The sequence below is a fragment of the Halomonas sp. BC1 genome (genome assembly GCF_002078135.1).
GTDB classification, from domain to species: domain Bacteria; phylum Pseudomonadota; class Gammaproteobacteria; order Pseudomonadales; family Halomonadaceae; genus Vreelandella; species Vreelandella stevensii.
In genome coordinates, this window is sequence record NZ_LFGS01000003.1 from 99,553 (window position 1) to 119,587 (window position 20,035).

At 57.3% G+C, this 20,035-nt stretch carries 19 protein-coding genes; all 19 read right to left on the reverse strand.

All coding sequences use genetic code 11. The annotated features are described in order from the left end of the window. Positions 1-20: 20 nt before the first annotated feature. Positions 21-2,105, reverse strand: a complete 2,085-nt coding sequence (gene flhA, locus B7L72_RS01260; protein WP_016915728.1) for a flagellar biosynthesis protein FlhA — start codon at positions 2,103-2,105, stop codon at positions 21-23. Then, the gene (gene flhB / locus B7L72_RS01265) at positions 2,102-3,268 is read right to left on the reverse strand and encodes a flagellar biosynthesis protein FlhB (protein WP_016915727.1); all 1,167 of its coding nucleotides are present in this window, start codon (positions 3,266-3,268) and stop codon (positions 2,102-2,104) included. Before flhB ends, flhA begins: the two co-directional genes overlap by 4 nt. 132 nt (positions 3,269-3,400) lie before the next feature. Further along, complete coding sequence (gene cheZ, locus B7L72_RS01270; RefSeq protein WP_016915726.1) at positions 3,401-4,096, reverse strand: protein phosphatase CheZ; 696 nt, start codon at positions 4,094-4,096, stop codon at positions 3,401-3,403. Between the two features lie 42 nt (positions 4,097-4,138). After that, a complete protein-coding gene (gene cheY / locus B7L72_RS01275) occupies positions 4,139-4,528 on the reverse strand; it encodes a chemotaxis response regulator CheY (protein ID WP_016915725.1) in 390 nt (129 codons plus the stop codon). 54 nt (positions 4,529-4,582) lie between these two features. After that, positions 4,583-6,265: a methyl-accepting chemotaxis protein gene (locus B7L72_RS01280; protein WP_081192117.1), complete on the reverse strand. Its 1,683-nt coding sequence runs from the start codon at positions 6,263-6,265 to the stop codon at positions 4,583-4,585. A gap of 42 nt (positions 6,266-6,307) precedes the next feature. Continuing rightward, the gene (locus B7L72_RS01285; protein WP_081192119.1) at positions 6,308-7,369 is read right to left on the reverse strand and encodes a protein-glutamate methylesterase/protein-glutamine glutaminase; all 1,062 of its coding nucleotides are present in this window, start codon (positions 7,367-7,369) and stop codon (positions 6,308-6,310) included. Positions 7,370-7,448: 79 nt separating this feature from the next. Further along, entirely contained in the window at positions 7,449-8,318 is an 870-nt protein-coding gene (locus B7L72_RS01290) for a CheR family methyltransferase (RefSeq protein ID WP_081192121.1), read from the reverse strand. Continuing rightward, positions 8,315-10,477 (reverse strand): methyl-accepting chemotaxis protein, encoded by a 2,163-nt coding sequence (locus B7L72_RS01295; protein WP_081192123.1) that lies wholly within the window; start codon positions 10,475-10,477, stop codon positions 8,315-8,317. Before B7L72_RS01295 ends, B7L72_RS01290 begins: the two co-directional genes overlap by 4 nt. A gap of 73 nt (positions 10,478-10,550) precedes the next feature. After that, positions 10,551-11,861 (reverse strand): methyl-accepting chemotaxis protein, encoded by a 1,311-nt coding sequence (locus B7L72_RS01300; RefSeq protein WP_139788411.1) that lies wholly within the window; start codon positions 11,859-11,861, stop codon positions 10,551-10,553. 96 nt (positions 11,862-11,957) lie between these two features. Further along, positions 11,958-12,458 (reverse strand): chemotaxis protein CheW, encoded by a 501-nt coding sequence (gene cheW, locus B7L72_RS01305; protein ID WP_081139197.1) that lies wholly within the window; start codon positions 12,456-12,458, stop codon positions 11,958-11,960. Continuing rightward, positions 12,455-14,566: a chemotaxis protein CheA gene (cheA, locus tag B7L72_RS01310; RefSeq protein WP_081192127.1), complete on the reverse strand. Its 2,112-nt coding sequence runs from the start codon at positions 14,564-14,566 to the stop codon at positions 12,455-12,457. The genes cheW and cheA overlap by 4 nt, the downstream gene beginning before the upstream one ends. A 43-nt stretch (positions 14,567-14,609) precedes the next feature. Continuing rightward, complete coding sequence (gene motB, locus B7L72_RS01315) at positions 14,610-15,530, reverse strand: flagellar motor protein MotB (protein WP_016915717.1); 921 nt, start codon at positions 15,528-15,530, stop codon at positions 14,610-14,612. Further along, the gene (gene motA / locus B7L72_RS01320; protein WP_016915716.1) at positions 15,527-16,396 is read right to left on the reverse strand and encodes a flagellar motor stator protein MotA; all 870 of its coding nucleotides are present in this window, start codon (positions 16,394-16,396) and stop codon (positions 15,527-15,529) included. The genes motB and motA overlap by 4 nt, the downstream gene beginning before the upstream one ends. Positions 16,397-16,619: 223 nt before the next feature. Further along, on the reverse strand, positions 16,620-17,144 hold the full coding sequence (flhC, locus tag B7L72_RS01325; RefSeq protein ID WP_016915715.1) for a flagellar transcriptional regulator FlhC: 525 nt from the start codon (positions 17,142-17,144) through the stop codon (positions 16,620-16,622). After that, positions 17,141-17,473 carry a flagellar transcriptional regulator FlhD gene (gene flhD / locus B7L72_RS01330; RefSeq protein ID WP_026001928.1) on the reverse strand — a complete coding sequence of 111 codons (333 nt, stop codon included), beginning with the start codon at positions 17,471-17,473 and terminating at the stop codon, positions 17,141-17,143. Before flhD ends, flhC begins: the two co-directional genes overlap by 4 nt. 107 nt (positions 17,474-17,580) lie before the next feature. Beyond that, positions 17,581-17,871 carry an EscU/YscU/HrcU family type III secretion system export apparatus switch protein gene (locus B7L72_RS01335; protein ID WP_081192129.1) on the reverse strand — a complete coding sequence of 97 codons (291 nt, stop codon included), beginning with the start codon at positions 17,869-17,871 and terminating at the stop codon, positions 17,581-17,583. After that, the gene (gene fliK, locus B7L72_RS18810; RefSeq protein WP_254893728.1) at positions 17,858-18,358 is read right to left on the reverse strand and encodes a flagellar hook-length control protein FliK; all 501 of its coding nucleotides are present in this window, start codon (positions 18,356-18,358) and stop codon (positions 17,858-17,860) included. The genes B7L72_RS01335 and fliK overlap by 14 nt, the downstream gene beginning before the upstream one ends. 746 nt (positions 18,359-19,104) lie before the next feature. Further along, entirely contained in the window at positions 19,105-19,509 is a 405-nt protein-coding gene (fliT, locus tag B7L72_RS01345; protein WP_016915711.1) for a flagellar protein FliT, read from the reverse strand. 6 nt (positions 19,510-19,515) lie between these two features. Beyond that, complete coding sequence (fliS, locus tag B7L72_RS01350) at positions 19,516-19,932, reverse strand: flagellar export chaperone FliS (protein ID WP_016915710.1); 417 nt, start codon at positions 19,930-19,932, stop codon at positions 19,516-19,518. Positions 19,933-20,035: the final 103 nt, after the last annotated feature.

The window sequence follows — 20,035 nt, forward strand, 5'->3', positions numbered from 1 at the left end:
GCTAACCATCAGGAGCGGCATCAGCGACCACCCACCAGCGTGGTCACACGCAGCGTGCGGTCGTCAGGAATTTCTGCCTGAGACATGACCACCAGGTGGCGCATGCGACGGCGCAGAAAACGCGAGAGCACGGCACGCAGCGAGTGCTGCACCACCAGCACCGGTGCCTCTCCGCTGCCTTCATGACGCTCCAACGCTTGCTGGGCTTGATTCATGAGGGTATCCGCAAGGCCTGGCTCCATGGCACCGTTGCCATTCATGGCCTGCAGCAACACTTGCTCCAGTTGAGCATCCAGCCCCATGACGTTCAGTGTCTCCTGCCCGGCAAACCACTGCTGGGTAATCGCGCGGCCCAGCGCGATACGCACCAGTGCCGTGAGTTCATTGGGATCCTTTTGCTGGCCAGCATGCTCGGCCAGGGTATCCAGCACGCTACGCATATCGCGAATCGAGACATCCTCATCCAGCAGGTTCTGCAAGATACGCTGCAATACCGTCAACGAGATAGCCTTGGGCACCACTTCTTCGACCAGTGACTTTTGATCGTCCCCCAGCTTGTCCAATAGCTTTTGAACTTCCTGACGACCCAGCATCTCTGGAGAGTGGCGATGCAGCAGATGGTTGAGGTGCGTGGCAATCACCGTACTGGCATCTACCACCGTGTAACCATACACCTGCGCGTGCTCACGCTGGTTGCTGTCGATCCAGACCGCTGGTAAACCAAACGCCGGATCCTGTGTCGGCGTACCCTGCAGTTCCCCCGACACCTGGCCGGGATCAATGGCCAGCCACTTGCCCGGCTGAGCCTCGGCACGCCCGATTTCGGCGCCTTTCATGGATAATACGTAGGTGTTAGGCGGTAGCTCCAGGTTGTCGCGAATATGCACCACCGGCGGCAGAAAGCCCACCTCTTGAGCAAATTTCTTGCGCACGCTCTTGATGCGCCCCAGCAGCTCGCCCTTCTGGCGCGAATCCACCAGCGGAATCAAACGGTGCCCCACTTCCAGCCCAAGCGTATCCACGAGCTGGACATCCTCCCAACTCGCCTCAGGGGTTTCCTGCAGCATGGGGGGTGGTGCAGCAGTCAGCTCCTGCTCGACCAGCGCCTGATTCTTGTGACGAATCAGGTACCAGGCCAGCCCGGACAACAGTGCAGTGAACAGCAGAAAAACAAAGTTGGGCATACCCGGCACGAGGCCCAGCAAGCCCATCACCATGGCCGCCAGAATCATCACCTGCGGATTCACGAACAGCTGGCTGATCATCTGCTGACCAACGTCCTGCTCGGTATTCACCCGAGAGACGGTCACGCCCGCCGCCGTGGAGATCACCAGCGCCGGAATCTGGGCCACCAGACCGTCACCGATGGTCAACAGCGTATAGGTGCGCGCGGCATCGCCGAACCCCATATTGTGCTGCATCATGCCAATCAGCAGACCACCAATGATGTTGACCACCATGATGACTAGCCCGGCTACCGCATCGCCACGCACGAACTTGCTGGCACCGTCCATGGAACCGTAAAAGTCGGCTTCCTGGGCTACTTCTGCGCGACGCTTCTTGGCATCCTCTTCGCCAATCAAACCGGCGTTCAAATCGGCATCGATGGCCATCTGTTTACCAGGCATGGCATCCAGCACAAAGCGGGCACCGACTTCGGCAATACGCCCGGCCCCTTTGGTGATGACCATGAAGTTGATGATCACCAGAATCAAGAACACTACCAAGCCAACGGCAAAGTTCCCCCCGACAAGGAAGGTGCCAAACGCCTCGATAACCTTGCCCGCAGCATCCCCCCCCTGGTGCCCTTCCATCAGCACCACGCGTGTGGAGGCAACGTTGAGCGAGAGCCGCAGCAGCGTGGTAAACAGCAGGACGGCAGGAAACGCGGCAAAATCCAGTGGCCGTTCGGCAAACATGCTGACCAGCAGCACCATGATCGCCAGAGCAATATTGAAGGTGAAGAGCATGTCGAGTGCGAACGGCGGCAGGGGCAGAATCATCATGCCCAGGATCATCAGGATCAGCAGCGGTCCTGCCAGCAGTTTCATACTCACATCGTTGGACCAGTTACGCTGATTGATTAGCTGGCTCAAACTTTTCATGGCTGCGCCTCATTGCCATCGGCACGACGGCCGGGCGTATCCATTTCCGGTGGCACCGGCAGATTATCGGGGGTGGGGGGCACCTCGCCTCCTTGTTGTGAAACGTGCTTGAGACGGTAGGCCCAGGCCATGACTTCGGCCACGGCGGTATACAGCTCGGTCGGCACTTCCGCCTCCAGATCTACATGATGATACAGGGCGCGCGCCAGCGGTGCTGCTTCCAGTCGCGGCACACCGGCCTCTGCACCGATCTCACGGATTTTCGCGGCCACGGCATCGGCACCCTTGGCCACCAGTTTGGGCGCACCCATTTTCCCTTCCTGATACATCAAGGCCACCGCGTAATGGGTCGGGTTGGTGATGATCACGTCCGCCTCGGGGACTTTACTCATCATGCGCCCACGCGCCATGGCCTGCTGCTGTTGGCGAATGCGTCCCTTGACGTGGGGATCCCCTTCCGAGTCCTTGTGCTCTCGTTTGACTTCTTCCTTGGTCATCCTGAGCTGCTTGGCGTTGTTCCATAGTTGAAAAGGTACATCAATCAGGATCACCACGATCAAGGAGAACACGATTAGGCCAGCGGCCAAGGCAGCCATATTGAGCGCCGTGGTCAAGGCTTGCTGAACAGGTTGATCCATCAACCCCAAATACCTGCCAATATTAAAATACAAAAAGCTGAACGCAACGCTACCCACCAGAATGGATTTGGCTATCGCCTTGGCAAGCTCGGTCAACGACTGCATCGAAAACAGGCGCTTGATCCCTTTTACAGGGTTCAGCTTGGAGAATTTTGGCTTCATCGACTTGGCGGATATGAGCCACCCGCCCAGTAACGCGGGGGCCATCAATGCAATCACCGCGAGCAGTAAAAAAAGCGGCAACATCGTGAAGAGCGTTCGCTGGCCCAGGTCGAGCGCATTGACCAGCATGGGGGTGGTTTCCATGGCTTGGCGCCGCTCGAACAGAAATGCTTGCTCCATGACAGCCCCCAGCTGGTCATAGAGCATTTGTCCCATGCTCCAGAGGCCAACCACGCCTCCCAGAAGAATCATGAAAGTCGTCAGCTCTCGGGACCGAGGAACCTGCCCCTCTTCACGGGCCTTGTCCCGCCGTCGGGGCGTCGCCTCTTCGGTCTTTTCCTGATCGCTGTCGTTATCTGCCATGCGGTCATCCGGCTAACGAGGGGACGATGACTCAAAATGCGCCATACGATGCACTCAGCCGCCCCAAAGGACGGCTGAGCAGTTTGCCATTTTGCCAGATGCGGCTACTTACAATATATCAATAACCCGGCATTAAAAGCCCAATTCATCCAATAAGTCGTCTACCTGGTCCTGGCCCGTGACGATATCCGTGGCATTCTCTTTTACTTGAGGGCCATTCAGCAGCTCCTCATTGCGGCGTGCATTTTCGTTCTTCCACTGATCGTTCGCCTTACGCTGCATGGTTTCGCGCGCTTCTGCCCCCGGGACGTTATCGATCAGCACCTGCACCAGCTGGTGCTCGATTTCACGGATCACGTCCATCATCTTCTTGATGACCTGGCCCGTCAGATCCTGGAAGTCCTGGGCCATCATGATGTCCAGCAGTTCCTTATTGGTGGCAGCGGTGATTTCGGGCACATCGCTCAGGTACGTGCGCGTCTCCTTGACCAGCGCCTTGGCATCATCCAGCTCTTTGGGCGCCTCGAACCACTCGGCCCAACGCTTGTCCAGGGCTTCGGCACGCTCGGAGAGCTGATCCTGCAGCGGCTGGGCACGATCAATGGCATTCAAGGCCTTGTCTGCCGCTTGCTCGGTCATGGTGGCCACGTAGTGTAGACGGTCACGAGCGTCAGGTATTGCCTCTGCGGCCTTTTCGATCTCCTTATCCAACCCCAACTCACGCATGTTGTCACGCAGCATGCGAGTGAGCTTGCCAATCCGGACGATCAGGTCCTCAGCAGCCTCTTCAGAGAGTTTGGTAGCACCACCCTGCTCATTCTGGCTCATTATGTTGTCTCCTCGTTGACCGAGCACCAAAGCCCAGCTGCGTCATTTACCCATCTTCTCGAAGATTTTATTCAGCTTCTCTTCCAGAGTGGCCGCAGTGAACGGCTTGACCACGTAACCATTGGCACCGGCCTGGGCTGCCGCAATGATGTTCTCTTTTTTGGCTTCAGCCGTCACCATTAGCACCGGCAAGTCTTTCAACGCTTCATCCTGGCGGATTTCCTTGAGCATCTCCAGGCCGTCGAGGTTGGGCATGTTCCAGTCGGAAACGACAAACTCAAAATTGCCTGCCCGCAGCTTGTTGAGGGCGTCCTGGCCATCTTCCGCTTCGTCCACATTCGTAAAACCCAGCTCTTTCAGTAGGCTACGCACAATGCGGCGCATCGTGGGGAAATCATCTACTACCAGGAAGCTCATGTTCTTATCGGCCATTGGTCATCCTCTCACATCACAATATTTACAGGGGGACTGCTGATTCAGTCAGGGTTAAAACTCTTCCCACTCATCGTGGTGCTGTTGAGCAGCAACACGACGAGCTGGCGGGTTGGCGGCGGCCTTGGGCAGCGCCGACGTTGCCACGGACGCTGGCGCGTGAGTGCGCTCAGCCCGCGCATTGAGCACCTGAAAGACCGCAACGGCCTCTTCAAGGCGATTGGCCTGCTCCTCCAGCGAGGCTGCCGCTGCGGACGCCTGCTGAACGAGCGCGGCATTTTGTTGAGTCACTTGATCCATCTGGCCAACGGCCTGACTGACCTGCTCGATGCCATCACTCTGCTCTTGCGAGGCCGCCGATATCTCATCCATGATATCCGTGACACGCCGCACTGCCATGACCACTTCCGTCATGGTCTGCCCTGCCTGCTCGACCAGCGAGGAGCCTTGCTGAATCTGGCTGACCGAGGCCTCGATGAGGGACTTGATCTCCTTGGCGGCGTCCGCACTGCGGCTGGCCAGATTACGTACTTCGCCAGCCACCACCGCGAAACCACGCCCCTGCTCACCCGCCCGCGCAGCTTCCACGGAAGCGTTCAACGCCAATATGTTGGTCTGGAAAGCAATCGAATCAATCACGCTGGTAATGTCAGCCACTTTCTGGGAGCTGGTCGAAATACCGTGCATGGTTTGTACCACTTGTTCGACGACTTGCCCTCCCTGCTCGGCGGTAGTGGATGCATCTGCTGCCAACGTGCTTGCCTGGCGAGCATTATCGGCATTCTGCTTCACGGTGGCCGTCATCTGTTCCATGCTGGCCGCAGTTTGCTCGATGGAGGCGGCCTGCTGCTCGGTGCGGGAGGACAGGTCTGCGTTGCCGCTGGCAATTTCTCGAGTGCCGTGATGGATTGCCTGACTGCCCTCACGCACCCTCGACACGGTGGCACTCAAGTTCTGCTGCATGGTGGCCATGGCAGCGAACAGTCGACCTATCTCGTTCTTGCCCGCCTGGGGGAGCGGCTGGGTTAAATCGGCTTCGGCAATGCGTCCAAGGCGCGCAGCGGCATCGCTCAGCGGCCTGATCACCGTACGGCGCAGGCCAAGGTAGATGGCCAGTGTGACCAGCAGCGCGAGCCCAACGGCAGCGATACTGATCGTGGTAAAGAGATTACCTTGCGCCTGAGCGTCTTCACGTACGGCGCCCACGCGGCCAAAAGCATATTCGATAAACGCCGTGGTATTGGCAGCCAACTCGTCCAAGGGCTCGATCAACTCGCCGCGCAGGTGGTTGAAGGTAGAGATGTCCATGGTGTCGAAGCTGGCATGCTGCTCCTTGACCAACGCCAATACCCGCATGAAGCTTTCATCCACCGCCCCCCCTAGCAACTCGCCCTCAGTGCTACGCGGTGTGGCCATGAAGTTCGTATAACGACGCTCGGCACGCTCCAGACGATTGGCAGCGATATCCACCTGCTCTTTGGATTGACGGGTCTGCCCCACCATCAGCAGGCTCGCAGCGGTTTCCAGCTCCAGCATGGCCTGGTTGAGCAGCGAGTCAGCGCGATTCAGCTCATTGAGCTGCTGATTGCCGATAAGATCCAGCGTGGCCAAATTGCTCTGTGCACTGCGGTCCGAGGCAATGCTCAAACCGGCAATCAGTAGAATCAAGCCCACAAAGCAGACTAGCGCGAAAATGACGGCCAGATGAATACTAAGGTTGCGCAGTAAACGTGTCATTGTTATGAATTTCCTTGGATCACTTGTCTTGTCTCTAAGGCCCTAGACGCGCTGAGCGCGTCCTGAGGCGGCCACCAGCGCCATCATTTTCGATGGAATCTCGTCCAGCGGCAGCACTTCCACTGCGCCGCCCACGGCAATAGCCTCTCGAGGCATGCCAAAAACCACACAGGTCTCTTCGTTCTGGGCAATGGTCGGGGCCCCTGCCTGACGCATTTCCAGAAGCCCGGCAGCTCCATCCTTGCCCATGCCGGTCAGGATCACGCCGACCGCGTTTTTCCCGGCATGCTTGGCTGCGGAGTGGAACAACACATCGACCGACGGGCGATGACGGTTCACCGGCGGGCCATCATTGAGCCGCGCCACATAGTTGGCGCCGCTGCGTGCCAACTCCAGATGCTGGTCACCAGGGGCGATATAGGCATGGCCTGGCAGCACGCGCTCACCATCGGTGGCTTCCTTGACAGTGATACGGCACAGCCTGTCCAACCGCTCGGCAAACGAGCGGGTGAAACCACCGGGCATGTGCTGAGTGATCAGAATGGCAGGCGCGTTGGCTGGCAAAGGCTCCAGCACGGCGCGAATCGCTTCGGTGCCCCCCGTCGACGCGCCAATGATGATCAGTTTTTCACTGGAGATCATCGGCGCCTTGAGCTGGCTGGGAGGGGGGGTGTTCTTGTTACGCGCCTGGCGCGGACGAGAGCGTGCCGCCGCGCGCAATTTCTCAGCGATTTCGTTGGCGTACTCCATCATGCCGCTACGAATACCCAGGCTCGGCTTGGCAACGAAGTCCAGCGCGCCCAGCTCCAATGCCCGCAAAGTGATCTCGGAACCACTCTGGGTCAACGAGGAAACCATCAGCACCGGCATAGGCCGCAAACGCATCAGCCGCTCGAGAAAATCCAGGCCGTCCATGCGCGGCATCTCGACATCCAGCGTCAAGACATCCGGGTTATGCTGTTTGATAAGGTCACGGGCCGCGATGGGGTCGGGCGCCACCGCGACCACTTCCATATCAGGCTGCGAGTTGATGATTTCGGTCAACAGGTCACGAATCAGCGCCGAGTCATCGACGCACAACACTCTGATCTTGGCTGCGCTCAAAGCACGCCTCCTTTAACAGTCGCCATTTCGGCATTACTCCTGTGGGCCGTGGCCGCATCAGCAGCGTCACACACAACGATCATCGTTTGGCAAGGGTATAGACGGTTTGTCCACGCAGCTTGAAAGCATCGCTGATGTAAGAGAAGTTTTCCGAGTGCCCAGCAAAGAGCAGGCCATCAGGCTTCATCAGTGGTGCAAACCGTTTGAGTATTTTCGCCTGCGTATCTTTATCGAAATAAATCATAATGTTACGGCAAAAAATAGCATCAAAAGGGCCTTTGACAGGCCACTGCGGCGCCAGCAGGTTGAGCGGCATGAACTCGACCAGCGCAGACACCTCCGGCCGTACCCGGGCCAGCCCAATGTGGTTACCCGTGCCTTTCTGGAAAAACCGTTTCACGCGAGCTTCATCCAGTTTGCGCACCTGCTCCTGGGAGTAGATGCCACGGCGCGCCTTGGCGAGTGCCTCGGTGTCGATATCGGTGGCGATTACCTTGGCCTGTGACGCTCTGCCACCAAGGGTCTCCAGTAGCGTCATGGCAATCGAGTAGGGCTCTTCCCCCGTCGATGCCGCCGAACACCAGATGGTGATCGGCTCCTGCTTATGCTTGATATGCTCTGCGAGTAGTGGAAAGTGGTGTGACTCACGGAAAAAGGCCGTGAGGTTAGTGGTCAACGCATTTGTAAACGCCTCCCACTCCTTGGCGTCGGGCTGACGCTCAAGCCGCGAAAGGTAGTCGGTAAAGCGCGTCATGCCATGGTGGCGCAGCCGTTTGGCCAAGCGGCTAAACACCATTTCACGCTTGTGCTCCGCCAGCACGATGCCTGCACGCTGATAAATAAGCTCACGAATACGCGTAAAGTCCGCATCGGTGAGTACCAGATCACGCTCCATCTGTCCGCTGGACGCCCACTGTCCGGCGTCGACCCGTTCGCGTTGGTCTGTCAAAATGTTTCCCACTCCTCTACAGAAGCCATTGGCCGTTTCTTGACCGGCGCAGGCGGTGTAGCGTTGCCCGGTTGCGCAGTCACCTTCGACAGCTCGGCAGCCTGCGGATGCTGACGTTGTGGCGACATCTCGCGATGTCCCGACAGGCGGAAAGCCTCGACCGACAACGCCAGAAGCTCTGCCTGCTGCTCCAGCGCCAGCGCCGCTTGTGCCGTTTCCTGAACACGCAGTGCATTCTGCTGCGTCGCCTGGTCCATTTCGGCTACCGCCTGGTTGACCTCGGCAATACCACTGCTCTGCTCTTGAGACGCTGCCGAGATATCGTGCATGATTTGCGTGACGCTACGGGCCGCCTCGGCGACTTCACCGATCGCTACTTCGGCCTTTTCTACCAGCCCTGCCCCCTCGCCCACCTGCTGACTCGAGTCATCAATCAGACCACGAATTTCCTGGGCTGCTTCGGAGCTACGTCCCGCCAGCTTACGTACCTCTTCAGCCACCACGGCGAACCCACGCCCATGCTCCCCCGCTCGTGCCGCCTCGACAGAGGCATTGAGAGCCAGAATGTTGGTCTGGAAGGCAATGGAGTCAATGACGTTGATGATGTCGGTCATCTTCTGCGAACTTTGCGTGATTCGCTGCATGTTATCGACCAACTGCGTCATCAACTCACCCGTTTGTGACACCCTTGTTGCATTATTATCGGCCAGACGTCGTGCTTCTTGAGCGTTATCACTGTTTTGACGAACGGTGGTGGTCATTTCCTCCATGCTGGACGCCGTCTGTTGCAGCGATGCCGCCTGCTGCTCGGTACGTGATGAAAGCGCCTCGTTACCGCTGGCAATATCCTTGGCCGCTGGCGTGACGACATCAATGCCTGTCTTGACCTCGCCAATGATGCTGCTCAAGCTCTTGCGCATGGTGTCGAGAGCATCCATGAGCTGGCCTATTTCATCACGCCGTCTGGGCGGTACTCTGGCGGCAAGATTGCCGCCGGCAATCTGCAAGGTAAACCGCGAGGCTTGCTTCAGCGGTCGTGTAATGGAGCGCAGCGTCAGCAGGCTGATCACGATCAACAGTGCCAAGCCGGTGGCTAGCACACCGACCTGAGCGCTCAGCATGACGGTTTGTCCCCGCTCGGCCTCGGAGGCCATCACTTCCGCGGTTGCCTGCTTTTGGGCAATCAGTTCATTGACCAGGGAAGAGAGCGCCCGGCCATCCTCGTTCATGACACGAATTACGGCATCCAGACCAGTAAACGCCTGGTAGGTCTCTTCCGCTTGCAGCACATTGACCGCCTGTCGCATGCCGTTCTCCAGGAAGGCCTGCAGCTGTTCATCGAACTGGCTGGCCAGCGGCGTGGCGTTCACGTCGCGGCTGTAATAAGCCTGCCACTCATCCGTCACTTGGCCAGCACTCTCCGCCACGGCATCTCCCATGTCAAAACGCTGGCTGATAAGCTCCATACGCTCAGGCTCGATCATCGACTGGCGTGTTTGAGCGATGGTTTGATCGATTTGCTGCAGCCGAATGACATCACGCAGGCCGTCGTTGTTCAGGCCCTCCAGGCGCTCACCCGCCACGTTCAAACCGTATAGCCCCAATCCACCGCTGGCGATCAGCAGGAGAGCCGCAATGCACACCATTCCCACCAGTTTGGCGCGAATGGTGTCCAGACGCATACGCCGGACCCTGGCAACGAGCCCACGCTGGCGAACGCGCCCCTTATCCAGATAAAGACGCTTGTTGCGCCCTTCTCGAATGTCGCTGTAGTGCTGCTCCGCTTGTTGAATGGCTTCACGCGTTGCCTGCACACGCACCGAGGTGTAGCCCACCACCTGATCGTTTTCCACGATCGGCGTAACGCTGGCATCTACCCAGTAATGGTCGCCACTCTTGCACCGGTTCTTGACCAGCCCCCGCCAGGTATCGCCACGCTTCAGGGTACTCCACAGGTTTCCGAAGGCGGCGGCGGGCATATCAGGGTGGCGGATCAGGTTGTGAGGCGCGCCCATCAGTTCATCATGACGGTAGCCACTAATCTCGATAAAGGCCGGATTAGCGTAGGTAATACGCCCCTTGAGATCGGTGCGAGAAACGAGGAAGTCGTCCTGGCTCAACTCGACTTCGCGTTGAGTGACTGGCTGATTGTTACGCATCTTACTGCCTTATTGTTAATTTTAGGCGCTTGGCGCTGGTTCAGAGTATTGGCTGTGCAGAAACTGGTTGTGCTTAAAACGCTTCCCACTCTTCCTGGGACGCCTTCCTTGTCAGTGCTGGGGCGGCCAACGCAGAGGCAGAAGGACGCTTCATCGGCTGAGACAGCACAGGCGCGGTAGATGGGGGAGCTGCCCCTTCCGCCACACGAAAGCGCTCCACCGCTTCACGTAACCTTGCTGCTTCGCTTTCCAGCTCGTTGGCGCTGCGTGCCGCTTGCTGCACCAGCTGAGCATTCTGCTGAACAACTTGATCCATCTGGGCAACCGCCTGGTTCACTTGCCCGATGCCGTTACTTTGCTCTTCAGAAGCTGCCGCAATCTCATCCATGATGTCACTGACCCGCTGTACCGCGGTGACCAGATCCTGCATGGTCTGTCCCGCCTGATTGACGCGCTGGGTGCCCGCATCCACTTTACCCAATGACGTATCGATCAGTGTGCGAACCTCTTTGGCTGCGTTGGCACTACGACTGGCCAGGCTGCGTACCTCCTGGGCCACGACGGCAAACCCCTTGCCATGTTCACCTGCCCGCGCGGCTTCTACCGAGGCATTGAGCGCGAGAATATTGGTCTGAAAAGCGATGTTATCGATCACCGTAATGATGTCCGCCACCTGGTGTGAGCTAGCGCTGATATCCTGCATGGTCTCGACGATTTGCCCCACTTCTTCCCCGCTACGCCGCGCGGTCAGTGTTGCATCGCCCGCCAACTGACTCGCCTGACGGGCATTGTCGGCATTATGGCTGACGGTGGAGGCGAGCTGCTCCATGCTGGAAGCCGTCTCCTCAAGGGAAGAGGCTTGCTGCTCGGTACGCGAGGAGAGGTCATTATTACCATTGGCAATGTGCTGGGAGCGCTCGAAGATGGTGGTTCCACTACGCCGAACGACCCCCACCGTTTCCGAAAGCGCTGCCTGCATGTGCGCCATGGCGCTGTAGAGCTTGCCGATTTCACTCTTGCCTGGCGAGGTGATCTGCTGATTCAAATCGCCCTGAGCCATGCGTTCGAAGTAGCCCACCAGGCGATCCAGTGGACGCAAAACGTTGACCGTGACGCCCCACAATACGATGACAACAGTGGCAATCGTCATTAACACGATGGCAATGAGCGCCCAGCGGATACGCTCGGCAAAGGCCGTAAATGCCTGCTGCTGCGCCTGGGCGTCCGCCGTTGCCTGAACCAGCGTAGCGCCATGATGAAGCGCGTAAAGGCCAATACCACAGGCCAGCACGACCAGCAGTGAAAAGGTGGCCAACACCAACCCCCAACTAAGACGCACCGTCATATTACTCATCAGTTGACGCACTAGCTGTGTCACACGCATTACTCCAAACGCCACCATACCGGCGAGTGCTGTCCCTGGCGCCAAGGCGGGTTAGCTGGAACAACATGGGCACGCTCCCTGTGCCCATCTCGAGTATTAGTGATGGCTCGTACTGTCCACCAACGCCATCTCTTCACTGGTCAGCAGTTTGTCGATATCTACTAGCACCAGCATCCGGTCATCCAGACTGCCCAGACCGCTCAGGAAGTCGGAGGAGAGCGTCACCCCAAACTCAGGTGCAGGTTTGATCTGGTCAGGCACGAGCGTCATCACATCCGAAACACCATCGACCACGATACCAACAATGCGATCGGCAACATTGACCACGATCACAACTGTTTGACCACCGTACTCCACATTCTCGAGATGGAACTTGATGCGCAGGTCGACGATGGGCACGATGACACCGCGAAGGTTCGTAACTCCCTTGATAAAATCGGGTGCGTTCGCAATACGGGTCACGTTTTCATAGCCCCGAATTTCCTGAACCTTCAGGATATCGATGGCGTACTCTTCATCCCCGAGTGAAAACACCAGGAATTCGCGGTTTTCTGCTTCAGCAGCGGCTAACACTGCTACGTTGGATGAATGACTCATGACGGCTCAGCCTCTTTGTAATAAGAGAGATGGGGGTGATTAGCGGTTTTACCTGCTTCTTTTTTCGCCCGGCTCAAGCGATGCAAGCCGGTAATGTCGAGAATCAACGCAACGCTACCGTCCCCCAGGATGGTAGCGGCCGATACGCCCGGCACCTTGCGGTAATTATCTTCCAGATTCTTGACGACGACCTGCTGCTGGCCGATCAGCTCATCGACCAACATGGCATAGCGACGTCCTTCTCCCTGCACGATGACGGCAATGCTTTGGGTGGGGTCAGTGATGGCATTTTCGACGTCCAGTACTTCATGAATGGCGATGACCGGCAGATACTCGTCGCGCACCTTGAGTACCACGTCATCCCCTGCCATGGCGTACATGTCCCCTTTGGCGGGCTGTAGCGACTCCAACACGGTGGATAGCGGCAGAATGAACGTCTCATTGCCTACCTTGATGGACATGCCGTCCAGAATGGCCAGGGTCAGCGGCAACACGATGCGTGTATTGGTGCCTTCGCCTTTTTTCGACTGGATTTCGACACGTCCACCCATGCCCTGGATGTTACGTTTGACCACATCCATGCCAACGCCACGACCAGAGACATCGGTCACCTCCTTGGCAGTGGAGAAGCCGGGCGCAAAAATGAGCTGGAACACCTCTTCATCGGACATCGTATCCGACACGTTGAGGCCATTTTCACGCGCCTTGGCCAACAGCCGATCACGGTCCATGCCTGCACCGTCATCACGCACTTCGATCAGAATGTTCCCGCCCTGGTGGCGCGCCGAAAGCACCAGCTTGCCCACACGCGGTTTGCCCAGCGATTCACGCACATCCGGCATTTCCACACCGTGATCCAGGCTATTACGCACCAGGTGTGTCAGCGGGTCGGTGATGCGTTCTACCAGGCTCTTGTCCAGCTCGGTGGACTTGCCTTCGGTGATCAGCTCGATCTCTTTGCCCAGCTTGCTGGCCGTATCACGCACGACCCTTGGGAAGCGGCTGAATACGAACTCCATGGGAATCATGCGGATCGACATGACGGCTTCCTGGAGGTCACGGGCATTACGCTGCAGCAGGCTCATGCCGTTCTGCAAGGAACTGTTGCTGACCGATTGACCTTCCAGGTCACTCACCGTCTGATCCAGCATCGACTGAGTAATGATCAGCTCGCCGACAAGGTTGATGATCTGATCCACCTTATCGACCGATACACGGATCGACGAGGTTTCGGCAGCCGTCTTTTTGGGCGCTTGCTCTGCGGTTTTTTTGTTGGCGGTCTTTGCAGCAGCCGGCTTGTCAGGCGCAGGCGCTTTAGCGGCTGGGGCACTTTCCTGAGGCGCTGCATCGGCGCTTGACGCTGGAGGCCCGACGGGGTCAGCAGGTGCGCTGGCGGCCAGTGGCGTAATGTCGATCTGATCTGTTTCAATGATAAAACACATCACGGCTTCGATATCATCGGCGCTGACGTCGCCCTTCAGGACGACTTCGTAGCGCTTTTCATCACCCGACTGGGACTCTACGTCACCCAGCTGCTCCAACTCTTCTACCAGCAGCAGGCGGTCTTTCTCACCGACATTGAGAAGGGCCACCTTGAGGCGATGCTCGCCTGCCGGGCTCTCCTCTTCACTATCCCCTGCACCACTGTCGACAGAAGGAGTCGCCTTTTTGGCAGACGCTTCTTCTGCCTTGGGAGCGGCTGGCGCATCCAGCGTTTTGCCAATTTCTTCCAGCGCAATTTGCTGCAGTGTCTCGCAGATGCGCTCATAAGCTTCCTGGTTCGGCTCTTCCTCATTGCGATAGGCATTGAGTTGCTCATGCATGATGTCTTTAGCCTCCAGAAAGGTATCAACGAGGTCTGCGCGCAGCGCAAGCTCGCCCTTGCGCGCGTGATCCAGCAGGTTTTCAAAAATATGCGTGGTTTTTTGCAGCACGCTGAAACCAAAGGTACCTGCACCTCCTTTGATGGAGTGCGCCGCGCGGAAAATAGCGTTCAGCTGCTCGCCATCCGGATTATCGACATCCAGTTCCAACAAGTGCTGCTCCATGTCCGCCAGCAGCTCCTCGGCTTCTTCAAAGAAGGTGTCAAAAAAATCCGCTATGTCCATGCACCGCTCCACTTGAACGTCATCATTATGTGGCAAGCCAGGCTCATGGGCTGTCGCTGGCTTGCGGTATGTTTTGTTGCAAAAGTTCTTCCGACACACTCTCGGTCGAAAACGGCATGCTAGGCGCTAAAACACCCGGATTACGTATAGCCTCGGCGATTTCCGGCAGCAGCACCACAAGTTCGATACGTCGATTGATGGGATCCGTCGGCGTAGTGTCCGCGAGCAGCACTCGGTCTGCAAAGCCAGATACGCGCAGCAGCTGATCTGGATCAAGCCCTCCCGCCACCAGCTCACGGCGTGATGCATTGGCACGGTCATTGGAAAGCTCCCAGTTACTGTAACCACGATATCCGCCTGCATATGGAACGCTGTCCGTATGCCCGCTGATACTCAAGTCATTCGGCAAATCATTGAGCAGCGGCGCCATGGTGCGTAACAAACTGCGCATGTAAGGGGCTACCTGATCGCTACCCAGCTCGAACATTGGCCGCTGCGCGGTATCCAGTAACTGAATACGCAGGCCTTCACGCGTCAGGTCGAAGCGCATCTGGTTACGATACTCACGCAGATCGGGATCACGCTCGATTGCCCGCTCTATACGCGTTTGCAAATCTTCAAAGAAACGACGCTCTTGTGCACTGGGCCGCGTTTGCTGCAAGACGCCGATCCGCGCATGCTCACCATCACTATGGGTGGGATCCGGCCCACCGCCCGGTATAACACGAGTGCTCCCCGAACGATCACCACCGGTAATCGCCGTGACCAGCGGCGTGCTGAAATACTCGGCAACGCCTCTGCGCGTCTCTTCACTGGATACACTAAGAATCCACATGACGAGGAACAGCGCCATCAACGCCGTCATGAAATCTGCCAGTGCGATTTTCCATGCCCCCCCATGGTGGGCATGGACCACCTTTTTGCGCCGGATGACGATCGGGCGCTTATCCCCTCCCTTGCTCATGCATTACCGCCCTTTTTGGCATCGCGCACGTACTCCTCCAGTTCAGAGAAGCTGGGGCGCTCGGTGCTATGCAACGCCTTGCGCCCAAACTCGACCGCCAACTGTGGAGCATAGCCGTGCAAGCTGGCCAACAGCGTCACGCGAATGCACTGAAGCATTTTTTCAGCTTCCTTGGCCTGGCGATCGGCATAACTGGCAATCGGACTGATGAAGCCATAGCCCATCAAAATACCGAGGAAGGTGCCCACCAACGCCATGGCGATCATTTGCCCCATCTGTTCTGCCGTAGCGTCCGCATAGGTCAACGCCTTGATAACCCCCATGACGGCTGCCACGATACCAAAAGCAGGCATGGCATCTCCCACTTTGGCAATCGCATCAATAGGGATGTGCGCCTCTTGCTCGAAGACTTCGATTTCGTGGAGCATCAGCTCATCGATTTCCATGGGTTCCATGCCACCGCTGACCATCAAGCGCAGGTAATCCGTCAGGAAGTCCATGATATGAGAGTCGGCCAGTACGTCAGGATGCTCTTGAAATAGCGGGCTCTCCTGGGGGTTATCAATATCGCGCTCGATCCCCAGCATGCCCTCTCGACGCACCTTGGACAGAATCTTGTACTGCAGAGCCATGAGTTCCATGTACAAGGCCTTGTTGTACTTCTTGGTACGCTTGAGCCTTGGCAAAATCTTGAACGTGGCCTTGATCGCCTTACCGTTGTTGGCCGCCAGGAACGCCCCCACGCCAGCGCCTCCAATTATCAGTAGCTCCAAGGGCTGATAGAGCGGCCCCAGGCTACCACCAGCCATCACATAGCCGCCAAAGACGCAGAACAAGACAACGACATAACCCAGGAGTATCAGCACAAGCAGTGTCCTTGCGATATGAGTGGTTTATCAACAGAGCCATACTCGACACCCAACCAAAAGATGTCGGCAGCCCTATCTAAAATGCAGCTTAGGTCTATCATACTCAGGTGACAGCACGGTTTAATGAGAAAGTATCAACGACTTTTACCGCTATCTATGCGTTAAAACGCAGTTTATTGCTTTTGTTCACGGCCGCCAGAGGTGTGACAATTTTATACGTTCAACGCCCTGATTTGCGTGTTTTGCCGGCCCGCGAGGGGGGCTGGCAAATACCACACACGTAGTCATGAACGGGACTATGGGCATGTGCCACGAAGCGGCCCTCACAACGAGTGCAAGTGGTCAATTGCAGCAGGTCGCTTTCGAAAAAACGCACCAGCGTCCACGCTCTCGTTAGACCCAACACCGACTCTGCACCCTCAAGCGATACCTGCTCTTCATATAACCGGTACGCTTTGACGAAAGCGTCGATACGTTCACACTCCGTACCTTCGAGCAAGCCAAGATAAATATTATAAAACAGTGATGAGTGCACATTCGGCAGCCAAGTGACGAACCAGTCTGCCGAAAAAGGCAACATGCCTTTGGGTGGTGACATGCCGCGCACTTCCTTATAGAGCTTGATCAAACGGGTACGACTCAACTCCGTTTCCGTCTCCAGCACTTGTAGACGAGCACCCAGCTCGATCAGCTCAATGGCCAGCTGCACCTGATGCATTTCATCCACAAGGCTCTTTTGACTCACTTCGACTCTCCTGACGATAGTGAGGAAAAAGGCTCACAGGCAGATAGCAGTGAAGCATGCAATCCTGCCAACCCCTGATCTCGTGGGTTGTCAAGAATCTGACGCAGCCGCTCGCCGCTGGCGTGATTGAAGCGACAGACCAACTGGTTGCTGCGGGCCAGCTTGGTGAGTTGCCAGGCATTCAGTGAGACCAACAGATCTGCCAGCTCACCGTCAATTTTGAGACGAAACATGGCCGCCTCCCGATCTTCGCTCAACAGGCGCTGAGCAAGCAGAAGGTAAGCGAGGTTTATCTCTTGTATTTCATCAAGAAAGCTTGTTTGACTCATAGTGTCCCATCGAACGACCCGGGCGCGTCGTTGTGACCGTTATAGTGGCGCCATTGATGACTTTTTTCTTTACCTCGCATCATGGTTGCATACAACGATTGTATTGGCTACTTGCGCCTTTCACGCTGATTCAGCTCACCATCGGACAATTCGAACACCCACACCAACAGTTCCGCCACCACTTGATACAGGCTGGCAGGGATCTCAGTATCCAACTCCAACTGCATCAGCAAGGCAACGAGTTCAGGCGCATCGTGGACGTAGATACCCTGCCGCTGGGCTTCTGCCATGATCCTGTCAGCCAGCTCACCGTATCCTTTTGCCACTACGCGCGGCGCCTGCTCTCCCTCCTTATAGGCCAACGCAACGGCCTGGCGCCGACGTTCACCGGGCAACATCGGAAGTCTCCTCGGACGGAAGATAGCGAGCGCTCACCTGAACTTTAGCAAAATCCAGTGCGCTCAAACGCTGCTTCAGACGATCGATCCCACTATCCAGCCGCTCATACGTTTCCGGGCTACCAGCGGTCAAATCAATGCTCAGCACCTGCTTATGCAGCCAAAGCGCAACACTAAAGACCCCTAGCCCCGGCACATCGAGCTGCATTTCTGAGCGCCACTCAGACGGAGCGTCATCGGCTGGCTGCTTTTCATCATGAGTGTCACGCCCAGGCAGGTTAACGACAAGCGCCATGAAGATACCGGCCCATACGTCACCCTCCCAACGTAGTGTCGGGGTGACCAGCATTTCCAGCTGTTGACGCACCACTCCCTGCAAGCTGTCATGCACTACTTCTCTCACACTCCGAGAAGCCATTTCCTGCTCCGCAACCACCGTGGCCGGCTGAACGCTGGGGGCTTCCCGGCGTTCAGCCACAAAAGGCATGGCAGGCTGGTTAGACGTCGGGGCGGCAGGTGCCGAGGGCGCCGCCATGGCAGAAGAAGCGACGGGGAGAGGCAGCGGCCGGTCTAACAGAGCAGCGGTTCCCTTGAGGGGGACCAGAGGATATTCGGGCAGGATCGCCAAGGCCCTGCCTTGGGACGAGGGTACACCCAAGGGCGTACCCTGCGTCGCCAAGGGCGCCATACCTGGTAGGGGCAGAGCCGTAGGGCGTGGACCCGCCTGCATCTGTGGCTCGCGCAGCAGTTGCTGACGGGACATCTCGCCCTGAAACCAACGCTTGAGGTGCGATTCGTAAAATAACCCGCTGTCACGGATACTACCTTCCAGACGACTCGCCAACAGCGTGGTCGACGGCGACTCCTGAAGTGATAACAACGGGGCTGCCGGCCTGATGACGGCAGGAGGCGCAGGAAAGCGTAGCAACACATCGGCAATCGTACGTGCCGCAGGACTGAAGTGCGTTTGTGTTGAGCTGGGCGAGGCATTTGGCGTCGTATGGCCAGCGGGAGGCTGTCGAAGCTTGTCGGCAGCTCCGGGCAGGTGGCGCAGATCGCCCAGTAGCGGAGGCAGGGGCCTACCGTCAAGGCTTGCATCGCCTTGCAAGGCTCTTGGACCCTCCCCCGGAGAAACCGCCTGAACCGGCGAGCTCAGAGCACGCAGAGAGGACGCCTCAGCCTGCCGACCCAGCACCTGATGTAACAGTGTATCGATGAGCGGCGTAATGCCGCTCACGAGACACCCTCATCCTTTTCGGCATCCACAGGGAAAGCACTGTTCCCCTGCTGAGGGGCATAGGCGCGATGCAAATTTCGCTGCCGCTGTGTCACGCTGATCAATTTGCCTAGCTCATCTCGCCTGGCAACCAGGCGACGGCGAATGTCTACATCATGCTCCAGGATCTGCTCAAGCAACTCCGATTTGCGCCGCTTGCTGTCATCATCCAACCGAACCATGCTGTCCAATTCACGCAACTTTTCCACCAGCATTACGTAGTTGCTACGCTGCTCGATCAGCTCTGCCCATTGTTCTTTATCAGCAAGCTCATGCATATAGCGCACACTCGCCAGCAGTCTTGCATAGGCATCAATGAGCGCTTGCCGGGAGTTCTCATGAGCCGTTTCGGAAGCTGTCATATTGCCTCACGCACTTTGCCGTTGGCCGATTTCACGCCATGCAGAGGCAATATCCTCGAGCAGCCGCTCCGCCTGATCAAGGCTCTCTTCATCGTTGCGCAGGTTAGCAGCTAACAGCAAACGGGCGATATAGTCATACAGCGATGCCAGTTGCTCAGCAATCTCGCCGCCTTTTTCCTGATCCAGCGCGGCGGCCAGGCCATTATTGACAATATCCAGCGCCTTGGAGATGGATTTTCCTTTCTCCACGGTGTTGCCCGCCTGCATGTGAATGCGGGCTGCACGAATCGCCGCTTGGGCACCATCGAAAAGCATGACGATCAGTTGATGCGGGTCCGCCGACATGACGCCACTTTCCACGCCGACGCGGGCATAAGCGCCTGCCCCACGACCATAGGCCGCACCGCTGCGAGTATAGGTCATTAAAGGGCTCTCCTTGTAAAAGCAGCAGCCGACAAAGGGCGATACGCTGCTGGATAATTGAGACTTGGCATAATTGCTCGCTAACTGATATATCGGCGCCCTG

Excerpts from the sequence above, each read along its gene's own strand:
- B7L72_RS01295 (WP_081192123.1), bottom strand. The coding sequence starts at position 10,477 with ATGCGTAACAATCAGCCAGTCACTCAACGCGAAGTCGAGTTGAGCCAG.
- B7L72_RS01335 (WP_081192129.1), bottom strand. The coding sequence starts at position 17,871 with ATGTTGCCCGGTGAACGTCGGCGCCAGGCCGTTGCGTTGGCCTATAAG.
- cheA (WP_081192127.1), bottom strand. The coding sequence starts at position 14,566 with ATGGACATAGCGGATTTTTTTGACACCTTCTTTGAAGAAGCCGAGGAG.
- cheY (WP_016915725.1), bottom strand. The coding sequence starts at position 4,528 with ATGGCCGATAAGAACATGAGCTTCCTGGTAGTAGATGATTTCCCCACG.
- fliT (WP_016915711.1), bottom strand. The coding sequence starts at position 19,509 with ATGACAGCTTCCGAAACGGCTCATGAGAACTCCCGGCAAGCGCTCATT.
- flhB (WP_016915727.1), bottom strand. The coding sequence starts at position 3,268 with ATGGCAGATAACGACAGCGATCAGGAAAAGACCGAAGAGGCGACGCCC.
- cheW (WP_081139197.1), bottom strand. The coding sequence starts at position 12,458 with ATGAGTCATTCATCCAACGTAGCAGTGTTAGCCGCTGCTGAAGCAGAA.
- fliS (WP_016915710.1), bottom strand. The coding sequence starts at position 19,932 with ATGACCTATACTCGCAGCGGTGCGGCCTATGGTCGTGGGGCAGGCGCT.
- flhD (WP_026001928.1), bottom strand. The coding sequence starts at position 17,473 with ATGAGTCAAACAAGCTTTCTTGATGAAATACAAGAGATAAACCTCGCT.
- flhA (WP_016915728.1), bottom strand. The coding sequence starts at position 2,105 with ATGAAAAGTTTGAGCCAGCTAATCAATCAGCGTAACTGGTCCAACGAT.
- B7L72_RS01280 (WP_081192117.1), bottom strand. The coding sequence starts at position 6,265 with ATGACACGTTTACTGCGCAACCTTAGTATTCATCTGGCCGTCATTTTC.
- fliK (WP_254893728.1), bottom strand. The coding sequence starts at position 18,358 with ATGCCTTTTGTGGCTGAACGCCGGGAAGCCCCCAGCGTTCAGCCGGCC.
- motB (WP_016915717.1), bottom strand. The coding sequence starts at position 15,530 with ATGAGCAAGGGAGGGGATAAGCGCCCGATCGTCATCCGGCGCAAAAAG.
- B7L72_RS01300 (WP_139788411.1), bottom strand. The coding sequence starts at position 11,861 with ATGCGTGTGACACAGCTAGTGCGTCAACTGATGAGTAATATGACGGTG.
- cheZ (WP_016915726.1), bottom strand. The coding sequence starts at position 4,096 with ATGAGCCAGAATGAGCAGGGTGGTGCTACCAAACTCTCTGAAGAGGCT.